24 protein-coding genes and 1 tRNA gene are annotated in these 26930 nt (G+C 33.8%); 13 read left to right on the plus strand and 12 right to left on the minus strand.

Features of this window, described 5'->3' with window-relative positions; all coding sequences use genetic code 11:
- Positions 1 to 118: 118 nt before the first annotated feature.
- The 4 genes from P5P90_RS09785 (at position 119) to P5P90_RS09800 (ending at position 6312) form a co-directional block, all read left to right on the plus strand.
- The gene (locus P5P90_RS09785) at positions 119 to 3268 is read left to right on the plus strand and encodes a SusC/RagA family TonB-linked outer membrane protein (protein ID WP_278034518.1); all 3150 of its coding nucleotides are present in this window, start codon (positions 119 to 121) and stop codon (positions 3266 to 3268) included.
- A gap of 9 nt (positions 3269 to 3277) precedes the next feature.
- The gene (locus tag P5P90_RS09790) at positions 3278 to 3796 is read left to right on the plus strand and encodes a RagB/SusD family nutrient uptake outer membrane protein (RefSeq protein ID WP_278034519.1); all 519 of its coding nucleotides are present in this window, start codon (positions 3278 to 3280) and stop codon (positions 3794 to 3796) included.
- A gap of 32 nt (positions 3797 to 3828) precedes the next feature.
- Entirely contained in the window at positions 3829 to 5016 is a 1188-nt protein-coding gene (locus P5P90_RS09795) for a RagB/SusD family nutrient uptake outer membrane protein (RefSeq protein WP_278034520.1), read from the plus strand.
- Positions 5017 to 5457: 441 nt separating this feature from the next.
- Entirely contained in the window at positions 5458 to 6312 is an 855-nt protein-coding gene (locus P5P90_RS09800; RefSeq protein WP_278034521.1) for a carbohydrate kinase family protein, read from the plus strand.
- 321 nt (positions 6313 to 6633) lie between these two features.
- On the opposite strand, the gene P5P90_RS09805 is transcribed toward P5P90_RS09800, so the two are convergent.
- From P5P90_RS09805 to rseP, 3 genes are all read right to left on the minus strand, one after another.
- The gene (locus P5P90_RS09805; RefSeq protein ID WP_278034522.1) at positions 6634 to 6918 is read right to left on the minus strand and encodes a GIY-YIG nuclease family protein; all 285 of its coding nucleotides are present in this window, start codon (positions 6916 to 6918) and stop codon (positions 6634 to 6636) included.
- Between the two features lie 65 nt (positions 6919 to 6983).
- A tRNA-Asn gene (locus P5P90_RS09810) sits at positions 6984 to 7057 on the minus strand.
- A 134-nt stretch (positions 7058 to 7191) separates the two neighbouring features.
- On the minus strand, positions 7192 to 8535 hold the full coding sequence (gene rseP / locus P5P90_RS09815) for an RIP metalloprotease RseP (protein WP_278034523.1): 1344 nt from the start codon (positions 8533 to 8535) through the stop codon (positions 7192 to 7194).
- A 187-nt stretch (positions 8536 to 8722) separates the two neighbouring features.
- On the opposite strand from rseP, the gene P5P90_RS09820 reads away from it, so the two are divergent.
- The 9 genes from P5P90_RS09820 (at position 8723) to P5P90_RS09855 (ending at position 19909) form a co-directional block, all read left to right on the plus strand.
- Complete coding sequence (locus tag P5P90_RS09820) at positions 8723 to 9796, plus strand: NADH:flavin oxidoreductase/NADH oxidase (protein WP_278034524.1); 1074 nt, start codon at positions 8723 to 8725, stop codon at positions 9794 to 9796.
- 244 nt (positions 9797 to 10040) lie between these two features.
- Positions 10041 to 11081, plus strand: coding sequence for a Gfo/Idh/MocA family protein (locus P5P90_RS09825; RefSeq protein WP_278034525.1), 1041 nt, complete (start codon positions 10041 to 10043; stop codon positions 11079 to 11081).
- A gap of 413 nt (positions 11082 to 11494) precedes the next feature.
- On the plus strand, positions 11495 to 12451 hold the full coding sequence (locus P5P90_RS09830; protein WP_340696393.1) for an MFS transporter: 957 nt from the start codon (positions 11495 to 11497) through the stop codon (positions 12449 to 12451).
- 8 nt (positions 12452 to 12459) lie between these two features.
- Complete coding sequence (locus P5P90_RS14205; protein WP_340696394.1) at positions 12460 to 12708, plus strand: MFS transporter; 249 nt, start codon at positions 12460 to 12462, stop codon at positions 12706 to 12708.
- Between the two features lie 310 nt (positions 12709 to 13018).
- Positions 13019 to 15856, plus strand: a complete 2838-nt coding sequence (locus tag P5P90_RS09835; RefSeq protein ID WP_278034526.1) for a peptidase associated domain and porin domain-containing protein — start codon at positions 13019 to 13021, stop codon at positions 15854 to 15856.
- 18 nt (positions 15857 to 15874) lie between these two features.
- Positions 15875 to 17224, plus strand: coding sequence for a DUF5689 domain-containing protein (locus tag P5P90_RS09840; protein WP_278034527.1), 1350 nt, complete (start codon positions 15875 to 15877; stop codon positions 17222 to 17224).
- 52 nt (positions 17225 to 17276) lie between these two features.
- Positions 17277 to 17756, plus strand: a complete 480-nt coding sequence (locus P5P90_RS09845; RefSeq protein ID WP_278034528.1) for an FKBP-type peptidyl-prolyl cis-trans isomerase — start codon at positions 17277 to 17279, stop codon at positions 17754 to 17756.
- A 101-nt stretch (positions 17757 to 17857) separates the two neighbouring features.
- Positions 17858 to 19084 (plus strand): GTPase HflX, encoded by a 1227-nt coding sequence (gene hflX, locus P5P90_RS09850; protein ID WP_278034529.1) that lies wholly within the window; start codon positions 17858 to 17860, stop codon positions 19082 to 19084.
- A gap of 237 nt (positions 19085 to 19321) precedes the next feature.
- The gene (locus P5P90_RS09855) at positions 19322 to 19909 is read left to right on the plus strand and encodes a hypothetical protein (protein WP_278034530.1); all 588 of its coding nucleotides are present in this window, start codon (positions 19322 to 19324) and stop codon (positions 19907 to 19909) included.
- 35 nt (positions 19910 to 19944) lie between these two features.
- Here the strand turns inward: P5P90_RS09855 and P5P90_RS09860 are convergent, their stop codons facing one another.
- The 9 genes from P5P90_RS09860 to sufC all read right to left on the minus strand — a co-directional run bounded on the left by P5P90_RS09860 (position 19945) and on the right by sufC (position 26910).
- On the minus strand, positions 19945 to 20796 hold the full coding sequence (locus tag P5P90_RS09860; RefSeq protein ID WP_278034531.1) for a DUF3078 domain-containing protein: 852 nt from the start codon (positions 20794 to 20796) through the stop codon (positions 19945 to 19947).
- Positions 20797 to 20868: 72 nt separating this feature from the next.
- Entirely contained in the window at positions 20869 to 21381 is a 513-nt protein-coding gene (locus P5P90_RS09865; protein ID WP_278034532.1) for a DUF2480 family protein, read from the minus strand.
- Between the two features lie 82 nt (positions 21382 to 21463).
- Entirely contained in the window at positions 21464 to 21787 is a 324-nt protein-coding gene (locus P5P90_RS09870) for an SUF system Fe-S cluster assembly protein (RefSeq protein ID WP_278034533.1), read from the minus strand.
- 201 nt (positions 21788 to 21988) lie between these two features.
- The gene (locus P5P90_RS09875; protein ID WP_278034534.1) at positions 21989 to 22402 is read right to left on the minus strand and encodes a GxxExxY protein; all 414 of its coding nucleotides are present in this window, start codon (positions 22400 to 22402) and stop codon (positions 21989 to 21991) included.
- Positions 22403 to 22479: 77 nt separating this feature from the next.
- Positions 22480 to 22899, minus strand: coding sequence for a SufE family protein (locus P5P90_RS09880; protein WP_278034535.1), 420 nt, complete (start codon positions 22897 to 22899; stop codon positions 22480 to 22482).
- Positions 22889 to 23329 (minus strand): hypothetical protein, encoded by a 441-nt coding sequence (locus P5P90_RS09885; RefSeq protein WP_278034536.1) that lies wholly within the window; start codon positions 23327 to 23329, stop codon positions 22889 to 22891. Before P5P90_RS09885 ends, P5P90_RS09880 begins: the two co-directional genes overlap by 11 nt.
- Positions 23330 to 23336: 7 nt before the next feature.
- The gene (locus tag P5P90_RS09890) at positions 23337 to 24551 is read right to left on the minus strand and encodes an aminotransferase class V-fold PLP-dependent enzyme (RefSeq protein ID WP_278034537.1); all 1215 of its coding nucleotides are present in this window, start codon (positions 24549 to 24551) and stop codon (positions 23337 to 23339) included.
- A 215-nt stretch (positions 24552 to 24766) separates the two neighbouring features.
- A complete protein-coding gene (sufD, locus tag P5P90_RS09895) occupies positions 24767 to 26083 on the minus strand; it encodes a Fe-S cluster assembly protein SufD (RefSeq protein ID WP_278034538.1) in 1317 nt (438 codons plus the stop codon).
- 74 nt (positions 26084 to 26157) lie between these two features.
- Positions 26158 to 26910: a Fe-S cluster assembly ATPase SufC gene (sufC, locus tag P5P90_RS09900; protein WP_278034539.1), complete on the minus strand. Its 753-nt coding sequence runs from the start codon at positions 26908 to 26910 to the stop codon at positions 26158 to 26160.
- Between the last annotated feature and the right edge of the window lie 20 nt (positions 26911 to 26930).

Genomic DNA, 26930 nt, shown 5'->3' on the forward strand with positions numbered 1-26930 from the left:
TGAAATGTTAAATAAATAACCAAATTAAAAAAAATATTTGCTACTAATTAGCAAAATTCGATTTAGTAATCGAAAATTAAGTGTTAATCAATTAAATTTTAACTAAACTATTTAAATTATGAAATGTAAAATCATTCTGTATTTAATTTTGATGGGGTCCTTTTTTTCTCTTTCTGCACAAAACATCAGTATAAAAGGAACTGTAACCTCATCTGAAGATGGTTTGTCTTTGCCAGGAGTATCAGTCTTGGTGACGGGGACTAATATTGGAACAACAACTGATCTTGATGGAAAATACCAACTTAAAAATGTTGCTCCAAATGCAAGTTTAATTTTTAGCTATGTGGGCTATAAAAATCAAACTGTAAAAATCAATAATCAATCAACATTGAATGTTGTGATGGCAACTGAATCTCAAGAATTAACAGAGGTTGTAGTAACTGGATATTCTAAAGAACGTAAGGTAGATGTTACCGGAGCCGTTACAGTTGTTGATTTAAAGCCGATTGAAGGGCAAAGTATGAGTTCAGGTAATGCTATGCAAGCCTTACAAGGTAGGGTTGCTGGTTTACAAATTGAAAAATCTGGTGATCCAAGTGGTGCAAGTAGTAGAATCTTGATTAGAGGAGTAAGTACTTTAGGTAATACCGACCCCTTGTATGTAATTGATGGAGTGCCAACAGTTCGTCCTGAAGTTTTTGCAAGTTTAAACCCAAGTATAATTGAATCCGTTCAAGTTTTAAAAGACGCTTCAGCTTCTTCAATCTATGGTTCTAGAGCAGCAAATGGAGTTATTATTGTGACAACAAAAAATGCTGGAAAAGGTGGCGTTACAAGAGTTTCATATAGCACCAATGTATCGGTGCTTTCAGAGAAAAAACAACGCTACAAAATGCTTAATGCTTTAGATAGAGGAAAAGTGCTTTGGCAAGCTTCTGTAAATGATGGAGCTGATCCATCAGGAGGTTATGGAGAAATCTATAACTTTGATTGGAACAATAATTTTAATAATCCTGTATTAAATAGTGTCTCAGTTAAACCTTATGTTGGTGGGGATACAAATGTACCTGCAGGAGATACAGACTGGCAGGATACTGTTTATAAAACAGGATTGTTGGTAAATAATGATTTATCAGTCTCAGGAGGATCTGATAAATCTAATGCAGTTTTAAGTTTAGGATATTTAGATAATAATGGAATATTAAAATATACTAATTATGAAAGATATTCTGCTAGACTTAATGCTAATTTCAAATTATTTAATGACAGAGTTAAATTTGGTGTAAATTCTCAATTCACTCAATCAAATGAAAGAAATGCTGCTAACGACGTAGGTAATGCACCGGTTCCTGGTTTAGCTATCACATTAGCACCTACAATTCCTGTTTATACAGCTTCTGGCGAATTTGCAGGGCCATTAGGTTCAGGATATTCAGATAGAAATAATCCTTTGTTGATGCAATATTTAAACAGATGGGATAATACTAGAAAAATGTCTTTATATGGAAATGTCTTCACTGAAATTAAAATTTTGAATAATCTTACTTTCAGAAATAGCATTGGTATGGATTTTAATGATTTCCATAAAAAAGATATTGAGCCAATTGTAATTAATGGGTTTGTTAATAGAGCTAATAATAGCTTAGCTTTAGATACTAATAAATACTCTAGCTTAACTATTTCAAATACTTTAAACTATGATTTAAAATTATCAAACCATAAATTTGGAGTAGTGGTTGGTACTGAATCAACTAAAACTGATTTAAATACTTTATATGCAAAAGCTGAAGGATTTGCAGTTGAATCAGAATCTTATTTTACACTTTCTGCTGCTACAGGAGCAAGAACAAATAATGGAATGTCTACTGGAAGTAGATTGCTTTCTCAGTTTGGAAAATTAAATTATGCTTTTTCAGATAAATATTTGGCAACATTTACTTTAAGAAGAGATGGTTCCTCAAGGTTTGGTCAAGATAATAGATATGGAATTTTCCCTGCAGCTACTGTAGGTTGGAAATTAAATAATGAGGATTTCATGAAAAAGATCACTACTATATCTAATCTTAAATTACGTGCAGGATATGGAGAAGTTGGAAATCAGTCTATTGGGGATAATGCTCGTTTTGGATTATATGAAGCTAGATATGGACCTAACCAAAATGTATATTTCCCTGACTTTTTTAATATTTATTATAATGTCGGTACAGCCTATGATTTGAATGGGACTAACACAGGTAATTTACCTTCTGGTTTTGTTTCTATTCAGGCAGCTAATTCAGGATTAAAGTGGGAATCTACAAAAGAGGTGAACGTAGGTCTTGATTTTGGATTTTTTGGGGATAAATTATCAGGAACATTTGATTATTTTTCTAGAAAAACAGATGGTATTTTAATTAAACCACCAGTTGCTTCTGCTATAGGAGAAGGACAACAACGTTTCGTAAATGGTGCTTCAACATCCAATAAAGGATGGGAATTCACAATTGGTTATTCAGACAAAACTGAATCTGGATTCTCTTACAGTGTTTCTACGAATTTTAGTCATACAAAAAATAAAATTACAAGTTTACCAGAAGAAGTAAGAGCAGCATATCCAGGAACAGCAGCAAATTCAATAATTGGTCATTCACAATTTGAAATATTTGGATATAAAACTGATGGGTTGTTTCAAAGTCAGGATGATATTGATTCACATGCAACTCAGGTTGGTGCTCGTTTAGGAGGTATTAAATTTGTTGACATTAATAATGATGGTATAATTAATTCGAATGATAGAACTTTTATAGGTACAACGCTTCCAAAATTACAGTATGGTGTTAATGTTAGTTTATCTTACAAACAAATTGATCTGTCATTATTTGGTTCTGGTGTAGCAGGAAGAATTGGTGTTGATCCCTACATATTCTGGAATAACTTTGTTCAGGGAAGAGAAAATGCAGGACCAGGAACTTTAAATGCTTGGACACCAACGAATACTGATACGGATGTTCCTTCACTTTCTTTGGCACATAATGATACACAAACTTCAGATTATTTGTTTAGAAATAATTCATATTTTAAATTGAGAAATTTACAAATTGGATATTCATTGCCTGAAAGTTTATTAAACAAAACAGGATTTTTAACAAGTTGTAGAGTATATGCTCAGGGTGAAAATTTATTTTGGATTACTCCAAAAGGTTATATTGGTAAAGACCCAGAAAGAACAGATGTGAACAGAATCCCTGTACCTACCACTTTGTCATTAGGTGTAAACTTTAATTTTTAAATTATTCTCATGAAAAAATATAATAAAATAGTTATCAGCTTCATGTCAGTTTTACTTTTGGCATCATGTAGCTCAGATTTTTTAGATTATGAACCTACTGGAGTATTGTCTTCCAGTAACGTGACAACTGCCCAAAATGCAGAAGCGCTTGTGAATGCGGCTTATGCCGGAATAGGGAATGATGAAATGGTGGGGCCTATCACACACCAGTGGGTTTATGGAAGTGTGCGTTCTGATGATGCCTACAAAGGCGGAGGAGGTCGTGGCGATGTAGATGTTGTGGATCGTTACGAACAATACAATTTGACAATTGCTGATTACGGTGATTGGATGTTGCCGCGAACTTGGACCAATCATTATAAAGCGATTTCAAGAGCCAACTTTGCTTTATCTGTAATTAATGCCATTCCGGATGCTGATTATCCGTTGAAGAAAACCAGACAGGCAGAATTACGTTTTCTAAGAGCACATTCTCATTTTATGCTGAAATTGTTGTTCAAAAAATTCCTTTTATTACAGAGGATTTGACTCAAGAGGAAATTTTAAAAACGTCAAATGATTTGTCAAATGAAGATTTATGGAATAAAATTGCAGACGATTTTATTTTCGCATATGATAATTTGCCTCAATCTCAAGAACAAGTGGGTAGAGCTGACAAAAATGCTGCTGCGGCCTATTTGGCAAAATTAAGATTGTATCAGGCATATGAGCAAAATGATACGCACCAAGTTATAAATATTAATGCAGCTAGATTACAGGAAGTAATTGATTATGCGGATGATGTAACGGGTAGTTTGGAAACCGATTTTGGGAATAACTTTTTAGACGGTCACGATAATGGTTCCGAATCTATTTGGGCAGTTCAGTTTTCTATCAATGATGGTACCAATACCGGCAGAGTGAGTTTTGTTACCGGATTGAATTCACCTCACGGTACACCACTTTATGGATGTTGTGGTTTTCATATGGCAAGTCAGAACATGGTTAATGCTTTTAGAACGGATGCAAATGGTTTGCCATTATTGGATACATTCAATAATAGCGATATTTTTAATACTATCAGTAATGGGGATGCAGTTTTAGCTTCCGGAGTTACTATTGACCCAAGAATTGACCATACGGTTGGGGTCCCTGGAAGACCATTCAAATATAAAAATACATTGAAAGCTTCCGGAGATATGGTTTATAAATTCAGTTGGGCGAGAGATCCGGGAGTTTATGGTTACTTTGGAAATATGAAAGAGCAACAATCTCCGGACTGTTCTTGTTATGTGAAAAACGGACCATTCATTGGTACTTCAAAAAATGTTGATTTTATCAGATATGCAGATGTATTGCTATTTAAAGCAGAGGCTTTAATACAATTGAACAGATATACGGAAGCCTTGCCTATCATCAACTTGATAAGAGCCAGAGCAGCCGCCAGTACTGCAATGCCTTTGGCAGCAGGAGCTTCAGATGTGTACAATGTGCAACCTTATGTTTCTTTTCCTTCAAAAGAATATGCCATGAAAGCACTGATGTTTGAAAGAAGATTGGAGTTTGGAATGGAAGGGCCTCGATTCTTTGATTTGGTAAGATGGGGTATTGCAGAGCAAGTTTTGAATGCTTATCTTACTGAGGAGAAAACGAAAAAAGATTTCTTGTCAAATGCAAAATTTACAGCGGGTAGAGATGAATATTATCCAATACCTCAAAGAGAAATTGATTTTACAGGAGGATTATATAAACAAAATCCTGGTTATTAAGAATAAGGTTAATAATGGTTATTTTGGTGTTTTTTTAATTGAGTTAGAGGCAGGTGTAAACTTGCCTTTAATTTTTAAAACTAATAAGATATTGTTAATTTTTTTATGATTTAACCGCTGGTGAATTGGAGGTTCTTTTGAAGTTATTTCAGATAAAATTGTCGTTTTTTATTATTTATTGATGATTGGTTTTATTTAAGTGCAACATAAAAAATCGGGCTTAATAAAATTGTGTTTTTAAGGATAATAAATTCTATTCTTTTGCATTTATTGCGATATAATTTGGAATTTATTTATTCCAGTTTTTAAATGAAAATAAGTTTTAATTTAAATGTTATTTTAAAGAGGTTTTTATGTTGTTTGATATAAATGGGTTATATAATTTAGAAGATAAAATAGAATGGATAGAAAAAAAAATTAAGTGTAATATGTTTTGGAGAAGTGTTATGGGATGAATTCCCAACACATAAAAAAATTGGTGGGGCTCCTTTAAATGTAGCTTTAAGAATGAATTCTTTAGGTGCAACGATTACCATAATTAGCAAGATTGGTAACGATACAAATGGAGAGGAAATTATAAAATATATTGACAATCACAAAGTAAATTCAGAATTAATTCAAATTGATAATGATTATAAGACTGGAGTTGTACATGTGATGATTAATGAAAAAGGGAATGCTTCTTATGATATTCATTATCCTTCTGCATGGGATAAAATTTGCATATCTGATAAAATGATTAAAATAATTAGCGATGCTGATGCTTTTGTTTTTGGGAGCTTGGTTTGTAGAGATGAGGTATCAAGGTCAACTTTAATGACTCTTTTAGATAAAGCAAAATATAAAATTTTGGATGCCAATTTAAGAGCTCCATATTATACTTTAGACATATTAATCGAATTAATGAATAAAGCTGATTTTATAAAACTGAATGATGAAGAGTTAGTTGAAATAAGCAAAAAAATGAATTCTCCTTATAATTCCTTTGAGCAAAATATAAAATTTATTTCTGAGAAGACTAATACTCAGCAGATTTGTGTAACGAAAGGCGCTTTTGGAGCGGTATTATACAACAAAGGAAAGTTTTATTATAATAGTGGCTATTTTGTAAATGTAGTAGATACCGTTGGGGCAGGAGATTCCTTTTTGGCAACACTAATCATTAGATTATTAAAAGGTAAATCACCACAAAAATCTTTAAATTACGCTTGTGCTATTGGTGCTCTGGTAGCTGCAAGTGAAGGAGCAAACCCTGATATTTCTATTGAGCAACTAAAATCATTTATGAATATTTAAACCAATATAAAAAATCAAAAAACGGAGCAATTCTTTAGTTTTGTCAAGGCAATAAATCTGTATTTTAGAAAAAGTGTTCAACCACTTTTCTGGCGCGGGAAAAGCGAGTTTTTTGAGTATAATTTACCTTGAAAACTTAATCATAGTAAATGAGGGTTTTCGAACCAATTCCCTTAATGAGGTAGTGGAGGTCATGTCCAGTATTTCCGGGAGTTTAGAAAGTATGGAAATAAAAAAAGCCATTCCGAAAGAATGGCTTTTCCAATAAAAGCTCCCCCTCTTGGGCTCGTTCCGATAGCTATCGGAACAAGAACCCTCTGATTAACTATGTTTAAGTAGTAGTTTTTCGGAAATTTCAGGATACTTTTTGAGATTATAAATGTATGTTTTGCTTTTCATGCTTTTTATGTGTTTTTCTATTTTTCTTGCTTGAAAAATGTCTACACATTTGATAAGATGAAATACTGTCCAATCATTTGCTATTTTAGTATGTGAGTTTTTAAATATGGTTGAGTTGTGCCATTCCTGCCTAAGTTCAATATCTGAAGTTTCACCGATGTAGAAAGTATCTTTATCTGAAGAATAAATAATGTAAACAAAGTGCATACAATTCGTGAATAGGTTTTAAACAAAAAAAGACCATCATTTCTGATAGTCTTTTCAAATAAAAGCTCCCCCTCTTGGGCTCGAACCAAGGACCCTCTGATTAACAGTCAGATGCTCTAACCAACTGAGCTAAGGAGGAAACTGTATATTTAATATGCGTAAGGAACGTATTTATTTGCTATTGTTAAGCTGTGTTAGCTTGTTCTTAGCGGATGCAAATATAAGACGTTTTTTGAATGTGGCAAACAAAAAATGAAAAAAAATACATTTTTTTTATTTGCCTATAATGGCTTTATAAATATCATTTCCATTAGCAAATACTAACAGTGTGATAAGCAAAACAAAACCAACCATTTGGGCGTTCTCTAGGAATTTATCACTTGGTTTTTTGCCTGAAACTATTTCGTATAACAAAAACATAACATGTCCACCATCAAGAGCCGGAATAGGTAATAAGTTCATTACACCAAGCATAATGGATAACAGAGCAGTGATACCCCAAAATACTTCCCAACTCCAGCTATTTGGGAAAATATTATAAATAGCAGCAAATCCGCCTACTTGTTTATAGGCACCTGTATCTGGATTGAAAATCATTTTCAATTGTTTTCCGTATCCAATTAATTGGTTTTTCCCTTTTTCGATTCCAACAGGAATAGATTCTAAGAAACCATATTTTTGTGTACTTACTTTATAGTAGCCTAATTTCTCTAAAGAGTCCATTCCTAAACCTCCCAATTGAACACCTAATTTTCCTTCGTTGTTCACCACAAGCTGAACAACTGTTTCTTTTTGGTCACGCAAAACCACAGCAGGAATTGTTTTTCCTTTGTTTTGGTCTAAAATAGTTTTGGCTTCGTCAAAGTATTTTGTTTTTTGACCGTTTAAGGATAAGATAATGTCTTTAGATTGTAAAGCTTTATTAGTAGATTCTTCAGTTACAGCACCAATTACAAATGGCATTCGGATAGAAACCACAGGAGATTTTTCGTATTTGGTAAGTTGGTCAATAAAATCCTTAGGCATTTTTAAAGTTTGTTCAGTACCGTTTCTTTCGATAAGTACTTCTTTACCCATTACGATTTTCATGTTGATTTCGTTGTCAAATTTAACAATTGAAGTTCCATCAACCGCAAGGATTTTATCTCCGGTTTTAAAACCAGCTTTAATCATGGCAGGGTTTTCAATTAAAAGACCATCTTTCAAATCTTCATTTGCGATATAAGTGTCACCATAAGCAAATGCCATCCCAATGTAAATAATAAAAGCTAAAATAAAGTTGACCGTAACTCCGCCTAGCATAATAATCAAACGTTGCCAAGCCGGTTTAGAACGAAATTCCCAGGGTTGTTGAGGTTGAGCCATTTGTTCCTTGTCCATACTCTCGTCAATCATTCCCGAAATTTTTACATAACCACCCAACGGCAGCCAACCAATTCCGTATTCGGTTTCACCAATTTTCTTTTTTAACAAGGAAAATTTAACGTCAAAAAACAAATAGAATTTCTCAACTCTGGTTTTGAATAATTTAGCAGGAATAAAATGTCCCAGTTCGTGAAGTATAATCAGTAATGATAAGCTCAATAAAAATTGAGAAAGCTTAATAAAAATTTCCATTTTTTAATTTTGGTTCTAATATGACGTACAAAAGTAAGGTTTTCTGTTTGTTTATTTCACAATAATTATTCCATAAGCATTTAAATGTTTGTTAATTAATTTCAATTTGAATTCAGATATTGGCTAAGCTCTTGTAACTTTACTTTTCTCAAATAAAATTATTTTATCGTTTTTAAAAAACAGGATTATGTCTTCAAAATTATTTTCTCCTCTTTCGATAAAAAGTATTACGCTAAAAAACAGAATTGTCATTTCTCCTATGTGCCAATATTCGTCAACAGACGGTTTTGCTAACGATTGGCATTTGGTACATTTGGGCAGTCGTGCCAGTGGTGGAGCGGGACTGATTATTCAGGAAGCGACTGCGGTATCGCCTGAAGGAAGAATTTCACCCGAAGATTTAGGAATCTGGAAAGACGAGCATATCGAAAAAATGAAGGCTATTACCGTTTTTATCAAAAGTCAGAATGCAGTTCCGGGAATTCAGTTGGCGCATGCTGGTCGAAAAGCAAGTGTTTCTTCACCTTGGAAAGGCAATAAAAAACTGGATGCTTCACAAGGCGGCTGGCAAACAGTGGCGCCATCTGCAATACCTTATCACGATTCAGAACCTTTTCTTCCAGAAGCTTTGGACAAAAACGGAATCCAAAAAGTGATTGCTGATTTTAAAGCAGCAACAAAGAGAGCTGTTCAAGCAGGTTATGAGGTTTTAGAAATTCATGCCGCTCATGGTTATTTATTGCATCAGTTTTTATCACCATTGTCGAATACTAGAACCGATGAATATGGAGGAAGTTTTGAAAACCGAATTCGTTTTACGATGGAAGTTCTAGAGGCAGTTCAAACCGAATGGCCTGAAAATTTACCTTTGTTTGTGCGTATTTCGGCTACGGATTGGGCGGAAGGTGGATGGAATGAAGAAGAATCTATCCAACTTTCTAAAATTCTAAAAGAAAAAGGAGTCGATTTGATTGATGTGTCTTCTGGAGGAGCAGTTTCACATCAAAAAATTACTTTAGGTCCGGGGTATCAGGTTCCTTTTGCCGAAAGAATTAAAAAAGAAGTCGAAATTTTAACGGGAGCTGTTGGTTTAATTACTGATGCATTTCAGGCAGAAGCAATTTTGCAGAATAAACAAGCAGACATGGTTCTTTTTGCCCGTGAATCGCTTCGCAATCCTAATTTGGGATTGGATTTTGCGAAAGCATTAGGAGCAGAAGTCGATTGGCCAAAACAATACGAAAGAGCAAAATTAAAATAGAAATTGGACTTATTAAGATATTAATTTTAGGCTAAACATTTAAAACATATAAGTCATTTAAGTTTTTTATCTTCTATAAGTGTTTTAAAAGTTCATATAAGATTATTTTCATTTACGAAAATGAAAAATCTGTGATAATTTGTCTAACCTGTCTGCCGGCAAGGCAGGTCTGTGTTGAAATGTAACCACAAAGATTTAAAAAATAATTCGTGCATTCGTGGCATAAAAAATACAAGATAAAAATATGAAAACAATAAAAGCGGCTTTACTTTCTTATGGAATGTCTGGAAAAGTGTTTCAGGCACCTTTTTTAGAATTACATCCAGGATTTGAGTTAGTTGGTTCTTGGGAAAGAAGTAAAAAATTAATTCAGGAAGATTATCCACACGTAAAAAGTTATGCTTCTATTGATGAAATTCTGGCTGATGATGTTGATTTGGTAGTGGTAAATACACCCATTGAAACGCATTTTGAATATACCAAAAAAGTTTTGGAAGCGGGCAAGCATGCTATTGTAGAAAAAGCATTCACGTCAACAGTAGCGGAAGCGGAAGAATTAGCTGCTTTGGCAAAGGCAAATGGGGTTAAATTAGCCGTTTTTCAAAACAGGAGATGGGATAGTGATTTTAAAACGGTTCGCCAAGTTCTAGTAGATGGTTCTCTGGGTGAAATTGTAGAAGCCGAATTTCATTTTGACCGTTATAATCCGCAATTGAGTCCGAAACAACATAAGGAAACCGTGAATTCAGGTTCCGGAATTTTGAAAGATTTGGGTCCGCATATTATTGATCAAGCATTGTATTTGTTTGGTTTCCCAAAAGCTGTTTTTGCTGATATTCGTATAACTCGTGAAAACTCAGTAGTTGATGATTGGATTGATGTGGTATTGTACTATACTGATTTCAGAGTGCGTTTGAAAGCGAGTTTCTTTGTGCGCGAAACCAATCCGGCTTATGTGATTCATGGTAAAAAAGGTTCTTTCTTAAAACCAAGAGGCGATGTACAGGAAGACGATTTGAAAGTGATGAAAAAACCTAATTTGGATTCCTGGGGAACAGAACCTTTGGATAAAGAAGGTTTTTTACACACTGAAATTGACGGCAGAATCATGCACGGCAGAATCCCGACGCTTAAAGGGAATTACTATGATTTTTTTGATGGGGTTTATAATGCTATTGTCAATGATACTGCAGAACCTGTTACCGCTGAAGATGGCGCAAGAGTAATGCAAATAATTGAAGCCGCTATCCTAAGTAATAAAGAAAAAAGAGTGGTTGATTTGTAAATGTTTTAGTATTGGTAGATTTAAAGTTATTTAAGTCAAGAATTCGTCTGTTCGAGTTGGTTTACAATTTGCGATAGAAAATTGTAAACCAGTATCGAGAACTCTAGTTTTAAACAAGGCTTCTCGATACTCCCGACACTTCGGGATTAAATAATAAAGCTATCGCATTATCATTTAAAATCACACGAAGTGACGACAAAAAAACTTAATTTAATGATATTGACCGCAGATTCACAGATTAAGAAAATCTGCGAATTTGCGGTTTTTGTTTTTGATTATGAGGCATCTATTGTTATTTAAATGTTAAAAACAACAAACGATAACGATGTATTATTGCTTGCTTCAATTAAATTAACAGGCGGTGAAAATTCCTTTTTGTATTTTTGCATATTCAATCCCTAAACACTACGCCTTTGTTACGATTAAATTTAATAGGGAGCTTTAGAGCGCAAGGAAAGATAAAAAAGAGTTTTAGAAATGCTAAGATTTCTTATTTAAATAGAGTTCGACTTGCTGTAGCTTCTTTTTATTTTGCAATGGGTTTGTGTTTTGCTACTTGGGCAAGTAGGATTCCAGATATTAGAGTAGCGCTTCATCTTAGTGATGCCGATTTAGGTTCTATTTTATTTGCTTTGCCTGTGGGACAATTAACCATGATGGCTTTCTCGGGTAAATTAGTTACACGTTTTGGCAGTCATCGTTTATTGGTTATTTCGTTGAGTGTATATGCTTTTTGTTTGACTAATTTAGGATTAGCTACAAATGCCTGGCAGCTTGCACTGGCTTTATATGTTTTTGGAATGTTTGGGAATATGAACAATATTGCTGTCAATACCCAAGGCGTTTATACCGAACAACTTTTCAAAAAAACCATCATGGCCTCTTTTCATGGAGTATGGAGTTTTGCAGGTTTTACAGGAGCTTTACTTGGTTTAGGAATGTTAGCATTGGATTTAATTCCGTACTATCATTTTATTATAGTAGGAATTATTACTATTTTACTTATCGTATTCAATTATAAATATTTGGTGAAAGCCAAAGAAAAACGAAAAGCTCCGGAGAAGAAAAAACTGTTTTCAAAACCTGATTCGGCTTTGATTTGGTTGGGAGTTATAGGATTTGGTTCAATGGCAAGCGAAGGAATTATGTTTGATTGGAGCGGAATTTATTTCAAAGATATTGTTCAGGCACCGGGACCACTAATCATTTTAGGTTATACCTCATTTATGATTATGATGGCTACTGGACGTTTTTTAGGCGACGGTATGATTAATCGTTATGGAAGGAAATTAGTATTGCAAACTGGAGGAATTCTTATTTCTACAGGACTGTTTACAACCGTATTTTTTCCTATTTGGTTTCGTCAATGATTGGATTTATGTTGGTAGGACTTGGTGTTTCAACCATTGTACCAACACTTTATAGTCTGGCAGGAAAACATCCAACTATTCCTCCTGGGGAAGCCTTAACAGCTGTTTCTAGTGTGAGTTTCCTTGGTTTTTTGATGGGACCACCCGTAATTGGTTACATAGCCGAATTGTTTGGGCTTCGATTTTCATTTGCTTTTATTGGTGTTTTCGGGATTATTATTGCTTTCCTTGTTCCAAGAATTAAAGTGATTCAGTAGGATTTTATCAAAAGTTTTTTAAAAACTATTAGAAAAGGCATAGAAAATTAGTCGTCTCCTTTTCAGCTCAATAATTATCCAATAAAAAACCCAAAAAATTATTTAATCAAATCATTTTTTTCTTACTTTTAAATTATTCAAAGTGCCGAATCATTTTTTTAATTGGTTTGATACCACCGCTTTGAATTAGGCTTGGTTCATTTATGACGATAGTCTGATTTCCCAAAAACAAGAATCCTAATGGATTGGAAATATTCATTTTTCGAATATTTCTGAGTCTTTAGTTATGGCATTAAAATCATTTGGATTTATGAAATATTTTCTTGTTCTACTTTTGAGTTTTGGGGCATTCAAAAGTGTAATTGCACAAAATCAGGCGCGAATTATAGCTAAGGTTTTAGATTCTAAAACGTTGAAACCACTTGTAGGTGTTGTGGTTTCTATTCAAAATACCTCCTATACACAACTTTCTAATTCGGATGGAATAGTCATTTTTGAGTCCATTCACGCTGCCGATTATTTAATTCTATTTCATAGTCAAGGCTATAAAGATGCTTTGTTTCCAGTTTCAACTCAAAATTCATTAGAAGTCGATTTAGGAACTATTGTATTAGAACTAGACCAAATTACGGACCAACAAGCAGCTCTTATTCAACTTTTGGAAGACGATTTGACAGATGATAACAGTAGTTCAGAAACTACTTCGGGTTTATTACAATCTTCTAAAGATGCCTTTCAACAAGCGGCCGCTTTCAATTGGGGACAAGCTCGTTTTCGAATCAGGGGTTTGGATATTGAAAATGCAAGTACCATGATTAATGGAATCATAATGAATAAAATATATGATGGTAGACCCAATTGGAACAACTGGGGCGGTCTCAATGATGCAACTCGAAATCAGGAATTCTCGGTAGGAACGACTCCTTCTGATTATACCTTTGGAGGAATTTTAGGGACACAGGAAATCAATACTAGGGCTTCCATTTATAGAGAAGGAAGCCGACTGACTTTTTCAGGAACAAATACAAATTATACTTGGCGTGCTATGGCAACCTACGCTTCAGGAATGAGTAACAAAGGCTGGGCTTATGTGGTTTCGGCAGGGAAACGCTATGCACAAGAAGGGTATTTTCACGGCACAAATTATGATGCTAATTCTTTGTTTTTTAGTATCGAAAAGAAATTAAACGACCAGCATTCACTTAACATTTTAGGCTTTTATACCCCAAATGAAAGAGGTAAAAATTCGCCAAATACGGCCGAAGTAATCCAATTAACAAACGAAAAATACAATTCGTATTGGGGATACCAAAATGGGAAAATTAGAAATTCCAGAGTGCGAACTGTTGCCGAACCCATAGTGATGCTCAACCATTATTTTAAAGTTAACGACCATAGCAATCTCAATTCGGGTCTAATGTACCAATGGGGAAAAGTAGGCAACAGCAATGTTGATTATCAAAATGCTAATAGTCCTGATCCTACTTATTATCGAAAAATGCCAAGCTATTATTTGTCCATGTATGCTCCTGACAACGGAGAATATTCGGGAGATTTTACACCCGATTATGAAAATGCAGCGAAAAGTAAAGAAGCTTTTTTAGCCCATCCCCAAATCGATTGGGAAGCGATGTATCGTGCCAATCAAAATCCTGTAGTGGATTCAAATTCTAATATCATTGGTTATGTGCCAGCGCAAAGTCATTATGTGTTGTACGAGGATCGTTCCGACGATAAAACATTGTCCATGTCTACTAATTTCAATTCGCAACTTAATGAAAATATGATTTTCAATACCGGAATCTCTTTTCGGGACTTGAAGTCGCATAATTTTCAAAAACTCTTGGATTTATTAGGCGGAACTTTTTTTGAAGATATTGATGGGTTTTATAGTGGTTCTCAAGCACAATCCGACTTGAATAATCCCAATCGTCAGGTGAAAGTGGGTGATCTTTATGGTTATAATTATAAGCTTTCGGCAACTGCTGTAGAAGCCTTTACTCAGTTTAAATTTTCCTATAACAAAGTTGATTTTTATTTGGCTCAGTCGTTTTCGAAAACCAATTACCAACGAGAAGGTTGGTATAAAAACGGAATTTATCCCACGACTTCTTTTGGCAAAAGTCAAAAACTTAACTTTGAAAATTATGGATTCAAAGGGGGCGTTCTTTTTAAAATTGCTGGAAATCAATTGTTTAATTGTAATGCCGCGCATCTAACAAGACCACCTAATTTGAGAAACAGTTTTTCTAATGCCCGTTTGAATAATAGTGTGGTGGACGGACTGGAAAGTGAAACACTCAATAGTATTGATGCGACTTATATTTTTCGGACTCCAAAAATCAAAACCCGATTGACCGCTTATTATGCAACGATTAATAATACAACGAAAGTCAGCTTTTTTTATGCCGAAGGAATTTTTGATAATGAAGCAGGTTATACGAATACAAATGCTTTTGTGAGTCAGACATTGACTCGTTTGGATAAAAAGAATTGGGGAGCCGAATTCAGTTTGGAATACCAAATAGACCCCACGCTTAAAACTACTTTTTCTGCTGCTTATGGTCAATATACCTATGATAGCAACCCGAATGTGAGCTTTAATAATGATGCGGTGGCAAGTGTTGATAACACAACACCTTCATTTGATTTTGGAACCGCACTTTTAAAAAATTACAAACAGGCAGGTATGCCGCAGCAGGCGTATAGTTTAGGATTGGAATACCGAAATCCTAAATATTGGTGGGTTGGAACCAATGTGAATTTCTTAGCCGATACTTATATTGATATTTCGCCACTATCCAGAACCAATCGTTTTTATACCAATCCAGCTAGCGGTTTTCCATTTCCAGAAGCAACTGAGGAAAGAGCAGCCGAATTATTGCGACAAGAAAAATTGGATTCGGTTTTATTGCTCAATTTGATTGGTGGTAAATCTTGGCGATTTAAAAGTAACACGCTCGGACTTTTTGTGAGTATTAATAATTTGCTGGACTCACAATTTAAAACAGGTGGTTATGAGCAAGCCCGAAATGCCAATTTTAGGCAACTCAATCAAGATGTTTCCAGTGGTTCACCTGCTTTTGGTAACAAGTATTTCAATGGTTTTGGCCGCACTTATTTTGTAAATCTGTATTTCAGTTTCTAATTTTTAAATGGAAATTTTATGAAAAGTAGCTATACTACCTTTATTTATCTTTTAGTTGGTTTATGGTTTTTTGGAGCTTGCGCAAATGATGAAACCCAAATTCCAAAACTCGTCTGTAACCAACCCGATTTTACAGCAAATAAAACTGTGGCGGATATTAAATCCGCTTCAGCAGAAATTGTGGCTCAATATGCCTATGATGATGTAATTGAGGCTTATGTGGTTTCGAGTGATGAAAACGGTAATTTTTTTAAGACGATTTCGTTGCAAACGTTGCCTACTGCGAGTAGTCCTGCTCAGGGATTTTCGGTTCCTGTTGATGTGTCTAATTTGTACGTAGATTATAGAGTGGGTAATAAAGTGTATGTGAAATTAAAAAATCAATATACTGATTTGTACTTTGGAGGTTTACGTATGGGTTCTTTGTATGTCAATGCTTTTAATTTGGGAGGAGTTGGTAGGCTTTCGCAAAATGATTATAAAAAAGTTTTGTATGCTTCCTGTACGAATGTAAAAGAGGAACAATTAGTTAGCGCGCTGAATTTAGGTGAAATTAACGATAGTCATTTAAACACGCTTGTTGAATTGTCGGATGTACAGTTTACAGAACCAGCTATTGGTCGTCACTACTTTGAAGAAACGAATAATGTAGGCGGTGCAACCAATTGGAATTTGGTAGACAAAAATGGGAACCAACTTATTTTTAGAACGAGTTCCTTCGCTGATTTTTCGAAGAATTTAGTGCCAACGGGTAGTGGAAAAATAAGAGGCGTACTCACTAAATACGATACCGATTATCAGTTAATAGTCAGAAAAGAAGCCGATGTGCAAATGACTGCCAGTCGAAATATTCCTTTTTTTGTTGAAGATTTTCAAACAGTTACTGATGGGACAAATTTAAGTTTGCCCGGATGGAGTAATCTTATAGAAGCAGGAGCAATCGTTTGGAAAGGAGGAATTTCCGGTACAAATGGCTATGCCGAATTTGCGATCACGGGGACTAAAGTTGCCTCAAATATTGTTTGGTTAATTTCGCCTAAAATTGATATGGATACACATACTCATGAAAGTTTATCATTTCGTTCAGCCCAAGACCACTTGGATGTCGATTCGCCATTAAATACCTTGGAAGTATATGTTTCAACTAATTTTGATGGACTGCATGTAACTTCCGCAACATGGACTAAACTCCCTGCAAAAATCCCCACTCAATCTACTCCTTGGAATGAGTTTATAGGTTCGGGAGCTATTGATTTATCGAGTTACACAGGGAAAATCAATATTGCTTTTCGATATATTGGTTCAGGAAAAAATCTAGCTTTAGATGGTACTTTTCAAATAGATGATGTTCAAATTTATGGAGATTAGTTTTTTGTAAATCCCTTTACTATATTTGGCTATTAAAAAAATAAAATTAACTATGAAACATTTGTTATCGGCCTTATTGGTTATGACTCTTTTTATTTCTTGTAAAAAAGAAACTAGCGAAAGTAGTAGTGTAGCTCCAAGTGAGATTCCGTACATTGCTAAAAATGAAAAAGAAATTGAAGACTATGTAGCTAAAAAAGGATTAAAAGGAACTAAAACCGAATCAGGATTATATTATGTAATCAATAATCCAGGTACAGGAAAGCAAGCTACTCCAGCGTCTAATGTAACGGTTGCTTACAAAGGATATTTTATGGATGGTAAAGTATTTGATCAAAGTGATGAAAAAGGAATTTCTTTTAATTTAAATCAAGTAGTTAAAGGTTGGACAGAGGGAATTTCGTATCTAAAAGAAGGCGGAAGTGCAATACTAGTTATTCCAGCTAAGTTAGGATATGGAGGTAGTGATAATGGTGCTATTCCAGGAGGTTCCGTATTGGTTTTTGATGTAAAATTGATTTCAGTTAACTAATTTCTTTTTTTAAATTTCAATGGTTTTTAGGGTGTTTTTAAGGAATTATAAATCCCATTTCTACGTTACAAATCACTAAATTTGTAACCTTATTTAAAGACATGTTAGAAAAAGAAGTAATAAATTTTGAAAAATCGGTCATTGTAGGTATCATTACCCAAAACCAGAGTGAGGAGAAACTCAATGAGTATCTTGATGAGTTAGAGTTTTTGACCTTTACCGCTGGTGGACAGGTGGTGAAACGTTTTTCGCAAAAAATGGATAAACCGAATCCTAAAACGTTTTTAGGTACAGGTAAAATTGAAGAAATCCATTATTTTGTAAAAGAAAATGGTATTTCAACTATCATATTTGATGACGAATTAACGCCTTCACAACAAAAAAATATTTCCAAAATTATCGATTGTAAAATTTTGGACAGGACGAATTTGATTCTGGATATTTTTGCCCAAAGAGCCGAAACTTCCTATGCGCGTACTCAGGTAGAATTGGCACAATGCCAATATTTGTTACCAAGACTTTCAGGATTGTGGACACACTTAGAGCGTCAAAAAGGAGGTATCGGGATGCGTGGTCCTGGGGAAACGGAGATTGAAACCGACCGTCGTATTGTACGTGACCGAATCTCATTGTTGAAAGATAAAATCAAAACCATCGACAGGCAAATGGGCGTGCAACGCAGTAATCGTGGCGCTATGGTTCGTGTGGCTTTAGTAGGTTATACCAATGTGGGAAAATCGACTTTGATGAACGCCATTGGGAAAAGCGATGTTTTTGTCGAAAACAAATTGTTTGCTACCTTGGATACTACTGTTCGAAAAGTGGTGATTAAAAACTTACCGTTCCTACTTTCGGATACCGTAGGATTCATTCGAAAATTGCCTACACAATTGGTAGAATCGTTCAAGAGTACGCTGGATGAGGTTCGTGAAGCCGATTTGTTATTGCATGTAGTAGATATTTCTCATCCAGATTTTGAGGATCATATTGCTTCGGTAAACCAAATTTTAGTAGACATTAAAGCGAGTGATAAACCAACATTGATGGTATTCAATAAAATTGACGCTTATCGTCATTTGACCATTGATGAAGACGATTTGATGACTGAGAAAACGACTAAACACTACACACTTGACGAGTGGAAATCTACTTGGATGAGTCGAGTAGGAGAGCAAAATGCCTTGTTTATTTCGGCAGCTCAAAAACAAAACTTCGAAGAATTCCGAGAAAGAGTTTACGAAGCCGTACGTCAAATACATATTACCCGTTTTCCCTACAACAAATTCTTGTATCCGGACTATAAGGATGCGACAGAGAAAGAAGAGTAGCATTTCTAAAATATAGATTACTGCAAATCCCTCTTGAGTTTTTCAAGAGGGATTTTTTTTAGAAATATAGTTCTTTGTAAGTGTAGAATAAAATTTACATTTTAAAATTATTTTTTACTTTATATAAGAAAAAACACGTATGTTTGAGAAAATTATTATCCCTATTTTGACAGCACAATTAGTTTAAGATTACGATTAGTAAATAATTGAATAATAATTAATCAAAAACAATAAATTATGAATTTTAAATTTATCTTAAGTTGCTTATTAATTTCTTTAGTTTCATTCGCACAATCGCGAAATAGAATTATTAAAAAAATAGGAGACAAGCCTATTGTTTTTATAGATAGCGCAAAAGTAGATTATAGTCAAATTGCAAAGTATGAAGCTGATCAAATTGCAAGTTTTACGGTTTTATTAGATAAAGACGCTGTGAATTTAATGGGTGAAGATGGTAAAGATGGAGTTATATATATAGAAACAAAAAAATTTGCAAGAATTAGATATTGGAAATATTTCAAATCAAAATCGTCTGACTATTTTAATATTGTCCCTGATTTAGAAAAAGAAATTAATATTCAATATATTTTAAATGACAAAATTTTAAATGATAATTTCGAGGCAAATTTGGCATCAATAGATGATCAAATATTTAAGGGAATAACTATTATTACGAAGGATGAATTAATAAAAAAATATAATATTGACAACAAAGATTTTGGAGTATTGATTAACTCTGATGTTCCAGATAATCTTCATAATGGGACAGAAAAAAATGATATAGGAATATTTAAAGAATTATTTGACGTAGTTGATTTTTTTTAAATTCAAAAGGGATTTTTTTATGAGTTCAATGAAAATTAGAAACCATAATTAATTCCTAAGCCAAAAATTTCCCTAACCTGAACTGCTTTTATGGCATTGTCATCGTAAATAGCCAGCATATTGATATTGGCGGAAAGGTATTTGTTAATTTTCATGACGATGTTCATCTGATAGTTAATATCTACATTTTGAGGGTCTTCAAGATAATTAGAATACAAATTCAGAATGTTTTCAATAGACACATTAGTTATGGGACTGAATTTGTAATATGCTGATATGCTTGCTCCTAATTCGAATCGGGTAGTTTTCCCTTGTGCAACACCAAATGAAGTACCCAAATCTGTAAAATGTTGGTGTACTACAATTAATTTTCCTGCTGCAGGAGAGAAGTTTACACTGGCATTGTTGTCTTTTTTCCATAAAAATCCTGGCCCAAATTGGAAATACGCTGGTGAAAAAAGATGCGAAATTTTGACATCATTTTTATCAAGTCCAGTATCCATTTGTGATTTAAAATTAAAGTACATGGAGTAATACCAATTTTTAGCCGTCGATTTTTTACCCCATAGCGAATTTAATTCAAGGCGATCATCCGTTTTTGCTATTCTTTCATTCCCTTTAATTTTACTCAATCCATAGGCTAATATGAATTTGCTATCCCAAACTACATTGCCTTTTTTGTAATTGAAATCATAGTTTATACCAAAATTCCCTGCAACATTACTCGTTCCTCCACCTAGCCATTGTCTGTTGTAGGCAGATTGGCTTAATAATAGGTTCATATTGCCTTTGGTTGTCCAAACCTTAGTAGTATCCTTTATTGTTTCTTGTGCTTTTGTGATTAAGAATGAAAATACAAATACGGTGGTAAGAAGAATGTTTTTCATTTTTTTGGACTTTATGTTAAGTAAATATAAAAAAAATGCTACTTAAAAAGTAGCATTTGAGTTAGTATTTTCCTAAGCTTTTTTAGGTGCCTTGTACAAAGGTACAGCCGAACAGGCTTCTCCATACATGATGCTTCTGGCGTAAGCTTGCAAATAATGAGCAGCTAAGATGTAAGCACGAGTTGGAACCGGTTTTTTAGAACAGCCCTTAATGATTACAGGCTTGTTTTCATAAGCGGTATAATCGAATTTAGGAAGTAATTCTTCATACAATGCTGCATTCAAATCATCGATTGTTCCATCTATAATTTTTTTGGCATAAGGGGCCAAATGTACCGCAACTAATATGGATGCCCATGCCGGCACAATAGCATCAGTACTGCAATTGATCGCAACAAAATGATCTTGGTATTGCGACCAATCATGGTTTTTTAACTGTTCTCTAAAGTCCTTTTCCCTTAATAAAAAACCTTCAAATAACCATTGCGAAATGTCAATTTGCGTACGAATGCCCTTTGGAAAGTAATCTTCTAAATCGAAAACTTCCAATACACTATTTGCTACTTTGTTAACTATTTCTTCCATTATCATTAGTGTTCAGTTTATAGTTTATAGTAAACAGTAGATATGCTGTCTGCCTACTGCTACTGTCTACTGAATACTTTTTTTAAAGCATTCCCAATTCTAATTTTGCCTCTTCGCTCATTAAATCTTTGCTCCATGGTGGGTCAAAAGTAATTTCAACTTCTGCGCCTTTTACACCTGGAATCGATTTGATTTTTTCTTCTACCTCTCTAGGTAAACTTTCTGCTACTGGGCAGTTTGGAGACGTAAGTGTCATTAAAATTTTTACTTCGTTGTCTGTATTTACCATTACGTCATAGATCAAACCTAATTCGTAAATGTCTACGGGAATCTCTGGATCGTAAATGGTTTTTAATTTCATTACAATTGATTCTCCTAATTCTTCGGTATTTATTACTTGTTCCATTTTTTAATTATTTTTTGAACCATATAAGACATATAAGTTCATTTAAGTTTTTATTAATTTATTTATAAGTGGACCTATAGTTCGTTTGAGTTTCTTGTTGTCTTAAATGATTTTAAAACATATAAGTCATATAAGTTTTTGGTTTACTATTAGAAGTAAAAATAAGTTCATTTTAGTTTTCTATATGTGACTTTTAATAATTCAATCTTCAAGTTTAGTGTAAAAATCATTTACTAAGGTTTTTTGACCTTCATAGAAAATGTTTTTCACATTAAAATTAATCAATAAACCCATTGGTGCTTTTAGTAAGTTCATATAAGTAAGTAATTGTGCTTCGCAAATTGGATTAATTTCATTAACTGATTTTAATTCTACTACCAAAGTGTTTTCTATTAATAAATCGCATCTAAGTTTTGAATCTAATTCATGACCTTTGTAGTTCAATGGTATCAATACTTCTGATGAATAGTTAATCTTTCTTAATTCTAATTCTTTTTTAAAACATTGATGATACACACTTTCTAATAGTCCGGGACCTAAACTTTTATGTACTTCAATGGCAGCGCCATTAACCTGGTAAACTAAATCCTTGAGATAACTTCTTGTGATTATCATCTTTTTCAAAAATTTGTATTGTTTAAATCATTACTATTAAGAACTTATATGACTTATATGTTTTAAAATTAAAATTTTTAATTCTTAGACTCGAAAGCTAAAGCATACATTTTGATATTCTTAATCATTGAAACTAAACCATTAGCTCTTGTTGGTGATAAATGTTCTTTTAAACCTATTTCGTCAATAAAATCCATGTTGGCATCGATGATGTCTTTTGGCGTTTGATTAGAAAAAACACGGATTAAAATAGCGATTATTCCTTTTGTTAAGATAGCATCGCTATCGGCAGTAAAAACTACTTTGTCGTCATTTTTTTCGCCTTGTAACCAAACTTTAGACTGGCAGCCTTTGATTAAATTTTCGTCTACTTTGTACTCTTCTTTGATTAATGGAAGATTTTTTCCTAACTCGATGATGTATTCATAACGTTGCATCCAGTCATCAAACATCGAGAATTCGTCTACTATTTCTTCTTGTATGTCTTTAATTTTCATTGTTTTGTTTTGCAAATGAATTTATTTTAGTCACTAATGTTTGTAATGCTTCAGGAGGATAACCATGATCGAAACTTTGTGATTCATAGGTGTTTCCTTCAAAGACTATTTTTAATTGCGCTATCGCGGCACCATCATAAAATCGTTTTTCTGTTGGTGATTTTAAATCTTTAATAGTTTCTAAATGAACTTCGTTAAAAAGATGTATCAGTTCTTTCCAGTCGGTATCATTTATTTTAGTGGTAACAATGTTTTCTTTTCTATTTGATTGTACACTAACTTCTTTATTTTTGATAATTATTTCTCTAAAAAATCCTCTGGAAGTGGCTGTATAAATTAGCTGTGCTTTTTGCATTTTCTTTTGTGCATCGCCTTCACAGCAGCCTTTGTTTAGAAAAATAGTTAATAGAAATAAGGCTAGTACTTTCATAAAATAGTTAAGATAACATCATTTTTGCTTTTTTTACCCCTTCAACCAAGGCATCAATTTCTTCTTTGGTATTGTAAAAAGAGAATGAAGCTCTAATAGTTCCCGGAATTCCAAAGAAATTCATAATCGGTTGGGCACAGTGATGACCTGTACGAACTGCAATTCCTAATTTATCGATGATAGTTCCAATATCGTAAGGATGAATGCCTTCGATATTAAACGATACAACCGATGTTTTGTTTTTAGAATTCCCATAAATGCGTAAACCTTCAATTTCAGAAAGTTTTTCGGTGGCATAGGCCAATAGTTCTAATTCCTGTTGTTGAATATTTTCAAAACCAACAGAATTCATATAATCTATTGCTGTTCCTAGAACAATTCCACCGGCAATATTAGGCGTTCCTGCTTCAAATTTATGAGGCAATTCGGCATAAGTCGTTTTCTCGAAACTAACTTCCTTAATCATTTCGCCTCCTCCTTGATATGGTGGTAATTTATTTAACCAAGTTTCTTTTCCGTATAAAATACCAGTTCCTGTAGGTCCGCACATTTTGTGTCCTGAAAAAGCATAGAAATCACAATCCAGCGCCTGAACATCCGGTTTTAAATGCGGTACCGATTGTGCTCCATCAATTAAAATAGCAGCACCTACTTCGTGGGCTTTGTCAATCATGTATTTGATAGGATTGATAATTCCTAGAGCATTCGAAATATGATTAACAGCGACAATTTTGGTTTTTTCAGAAAGTAATTTATCGTATTCAGCCATAATCAATTCGCCATTTTCATCCATTGGGATTACTTTCAGAGTAGCGCCTGTTTTTTCGCAAAGAATTTGCCAAGGAACAATATTGCTATGGTGTTCCAAATGAGAAACGATTACTTCATCGCCAGGTTTTAAAATGGCAGCAAAACCATTGGCAACCAAATTAATCCCAAAAGTAGTCCCCGAAGTAAAAAGTACTTCATGAGCATGTTTGGCATTAATATGATTTTGAACTTTACCACGAGCTATTTCATAAGCATCAGTAGCTAGTTGGCTTAAGGTGTGAACACCACGGTGAATGTTGGCATTGATTTCTTGATAATATTTTGCAATAGCATCAATTACCACCTGTGGTTTTTGAGAAGTGGCTCCGTTGTCGAAATATACTAATGGTTTTCCGTTTACTTTTTGATTTAAAATCGGAAAATCGGCTCTTACTTTTTGAATGTCTAGCATAACTATTTAGAAAAATTCTATTTTACAAAAGTACTAAAACTAAAATTGTTTTTTGCTTCAATTATTTGTTTTGATTGATTGTGGTATCAGTTTAATTTATGAGAAGGATTTATAGTATAAAAATAGTTCTATTTCATTTTTGTATTATAAAATCAAAAAGGGCACAAGATTATCGGAATAAACTTTGTGCCCTTTGAACTATTTTTTGTCTAAAATTACAAATCGAATCCTAGTTTCACTCCTAATTTCATAGCAATGATAATTGTAATTCGTTGTTTTAATTCAGGTATTTTAATGTTTTCGATTACTGCATTAGAAAACGCATACATCAAAAGGGCTTTGGCTTCTTTTTTAGGAATTCCGCGTTGTTGCATGTAGAATAAAGCGGTTTCATCTAATTGTCCTACGGTACATCCGTGTGAACATTTTACATCATCGGCAAAGATTTCCAATTGTGGTTTTGCATTGATGCTTGCTTTGTCGCTTAAAACAATGTTATTACTTTGTTGGAACGCATTGGTTTTTTGGGCTTCTTTTTCTACGAAAACTTTTCCGTTGAAAACTCCTGTTGAACGGTCATTGTAAATCCCTTTATAATCTTGGAAACTTTCGCAGTTTGGCTGAGCGTGATTTACCAAAGTATAGTGATCTACGTGTTGTTTGTCTCCAATGATGGTAATTCCGTTTAATGTACTGGTCAATCTTTCGCCAAAGTGGTAAAAATTCAAATTGTTACGCGTTAAATTTCCACCGAAAGAAAATGTATGAACAGAAGCGTGACTTTCTTTTTGTTGCGATACATAAGTATTGTCAATTAAGTTGGCTTCGTGATTGTCATTTTGAATTTTGTAATAATCAACAATGGCACGTTTTTGAGCAAAAATCTCCGTAACTGAATTGGTTAAAACTGGATTATCGCTTAAACTTTGATGACGCTCAATAATTTGTACGTGTGAATTCTCACCTACAATTACTAAGTTTCTTGGTTGTACCATTAAAGCTGCTTCGTTTCCAGTAGAGAAATACATAATCTCAATTGGTTTGTCGGCCACCTTGCTTTTAGGTATGTTGATATAAGCACCTTCGATTGCAAAAGCAGTATTCAATGAAGTAAGGCTGTCTTCTGTATTGGCGATTTTGTTAAAATAGTTATCTATAACCATTTTGTATTTCGGTTTTGTCAATGCCGAAGACATTAGACAAACATCGATTCCGTCGTGAGTTGTAGAAGATAAGTGCGAGCTAAAAATACCATCGATAAAGACTACTTTGTAAGTGTCAATTTCATGAAGGAAGTATTTTTTTACTTGATTAAATTCAATAGCGCTATCTTTTTTAGGAAAAACAGTAAAGTCATTCTTAATAATGGCATTTAGCGAAGTGTATTTCCAAGCTTCTTCTTTTTTTGTTGGGAAACCTTTTTCTTCAAAGTTCTTTAATGCCGAAGTTCTAACGTTGTGAAGCTCGGTTTGAACATCTACGCGCTCTTCAAAGGCCATGAACGATGAGATTAATTTTTCTTTTAATTCCATTTGTCTTTTTAGTTATGAGTTGTGAGTTATGAGTTATGAGTTTTGTAAACTGCTAACTGTAAACTGCAAACTAATTATACTTCTTGTTCTTGTTTAATCCAGTCGTATCCTTTTTCTTCTAATTCTAAGGCTAGGCTAGCATCACCAGATTTTACAATTCTTCCGTTGTATAAAACGTGAACAAAATCAGGAACAATATAGTCTAATAATCTTTGATAGTGTGTAATAACGATAATTGCGTTTTTGTCGCTTTTTAATTTGTTTACACCATTGGCAACAATTCGTAAAGCATCGATATCCAATCCAGAATCGGTTTCATCCAAAATAGCTAATTTTGGTTCTAACATTGCCATTTGGAAAATTTCGTTACGTTTTTTCTCCCCACCGGAGAAACCTTCGTTTAATGAACGAGATAAAAACTTACGGTCGATTTCTAATAATTCTGATTTTTCACGAATTAGTTTCAACATTTCGTTAGCTGGCATTTCTTCTTGGCCATTTGCTTTACGAGTTTCGTTGATAGCTGTTTTCATGAAGTTAGTTACGGATACACCTGGGATTTCAACAGGGTATTGGAAAGAAAGGAATACCCCTTTGTGTGCTCTTTCTTCAGGAGCTAGTTCTGAAATATCTTCGTTTTGCAAAAGGATTTCTCCTTCAGTTACTTCGTAATTTTCGTTTCCTGCAATAATTGCAGAAAGTGTACTTTTTCCAGCTCCATTTGGTCCCATTATCGCATGAACCTCTCCTGCTTTTATTTCAAGGTTAATTCCTTTAAGAATTTCTTTATCGCCTACAGTGGCGTGTAGATTTTTTATGCTTAACATTTTTCGAATGTGTTTTTTAT

Origin of the sequence: Flavobacterium nitratireducens, assembly GCF_029625335.1 — a bacterium.
In the GTDB taxonomy this organism is placed as follows: Bacteria; Bacteroidota; Bacteroidia; order Flavobacteriales; family Flavobacteriaceae; genus Flavobacterium; species Flavobacterium nitratireducens.

Excerpts from the sequence above, each read along its gene's own strand:
- P5P90_RS09785 (WP_278034518.1), top strand. The coding sequence starts at position 119 with ATGAAATGTAAAATCATTCTGTATTTAATTTTGATGGGGTCCTTTTTT.
- P5P90_RS09790 (WP_278034519.1), top strand. The coding sequence starts at position 3,278 with ATGAAAAAATATAATAAAATAGTTATCAGCTTCATGTCAGTTTTACTT.
- P5P90_RS09805 (WP_278034522.1), bottom strand. The coding sequence starts at position 6,918 with ATGCACTTTGTTTACATTATTTATTCTTCAGATAAAGATACTTTCTAC.
- rseP (WP_278034523.1), bottom strand. The coding sequence starts at position 8,535 with ATGGAAATTTTTATTAAGCTTTCTCAATTTTTATTGAGCTTATCATTA.
- P5P90_RS09820 (WP_278034524.1), top strand. The coding sequence starts at position 8,723 with ATGTCTTCAAAATTATTTTCTCCTCTTTCGATAAAAAGTATTACGCTA.
- P5P90_RS09825 (WP_278034525.1), top strand. The coding sequence starts at position 10,041 with ATGAAAACAATAAAAGCGGCTTTACTTTCTTATGGAATGTCTGGAAAA.
- P5P90_RS14205 (WP_340696394.1), top strand. The coding sequence starts at position 12,460 with ATGTTGGTAGGACTTGGTGTTTCAACCATTGTACCAACACTTTATAGT.
- P5P90_RS09835 (WP_278034526.1), top strand. The coding sequence starts at position 13,019 with ATGAAATATTTTCTTGTTCTACTTTTGAGTTTTGGGGCATTCAAAAGT.
- P5P90_RS09840 (WP_278034527.1), top strand. The coding sequence starts at position 15,875 with ATGAAAAGTAGCTATACTACCTTTATTTATCTTTTAGTTGGTTTATGG.
- P5P90_RS09845 (WP_278034528.1), top strand. The coding sequence starts at position 17,277 with ATGAAACATTTGTTATCGGCCTTATTGGTTATGACTCTTTTTATTTCT.
- hflX (WP_278034529.1), top strand. The coding sequence starts at position 17,858 with ATGTTAGAAAAAGAAGTAATAAATTTTGAAAAATCGGTCATTGTAGGT.
- P5P90_RS09855 (WP_278034530.1), top strand. The coding sequence starts at position 19,322 with ATGAATTTTAAATTTATCTTAAGTTGCTTATTAATTTCTTTAGTTTCA.
- P5P90_RS09860 (WP_278034531.1), bottom strand. The coding sequence starts at position 20,796 with ATGAAAAACATTCTTCTTACCACCGTATTTGTATTTTCATTCTTAATC.
- P5P90_RS09865 (WP_278034532.1), bottom strand. The coding sequence starts at position 21,381 with ATGGAAGAAATAGTTAACAAAGTAGCAAATAGTGTATTGGAAGTTTTC.
- P5P90_RS09870 (WP_278034533.1), bottom strand. The coding sequence starts at position 21,787 with ATGGAACAAGTAATAAATACCGAAGAATTAGGAGAATCAATTGTAATG.
- P5P90_RS09875 (WP_278034534.1), bottom strand. The coding sequence starts at position 22,402 with ATGATAATCACAAGAAGTTATCTCAAGGATTTAGTTTACCAGGTTAAT.
- P5P90_RS09880 (WP_278034535.1), bottom strand. The coding sequence starts at position 22,899 with ATGAAAATTAAAGACATACAAGAAGAAATAGTAGACGAATTCTCGATG.
- P5P90_RS09885 (WP_278034536.1), bottom strand. The coding sequence starts at position 23,329 with ATGAAAGTACTAGCCTTATTTCTATTAACTATTTTTCTAAACAAAGGC.
- P5P90_RS09890 (WP_278034537.1), bottom strand. The coding sequence starts at position 24,551 with ATGCTAGACATTCAAAAAGTAAGAGCCGATTTTCCGATTTTAAATCAA.
- sufD (WP_278034538.1), bottom strand. The coding sequence starts at position 26,083 with ATGGAATTAAAAGAAAAATTAATCTCATCGTTCATGGCCTTTGAAGAG.
- sufC (WP_278034539.1), bottom strand. The coding sequence starts at position 26,910 with ATGTTAAGCATAAAAAATCTACACGCCACTGTAGGCGATAAAGAAATT.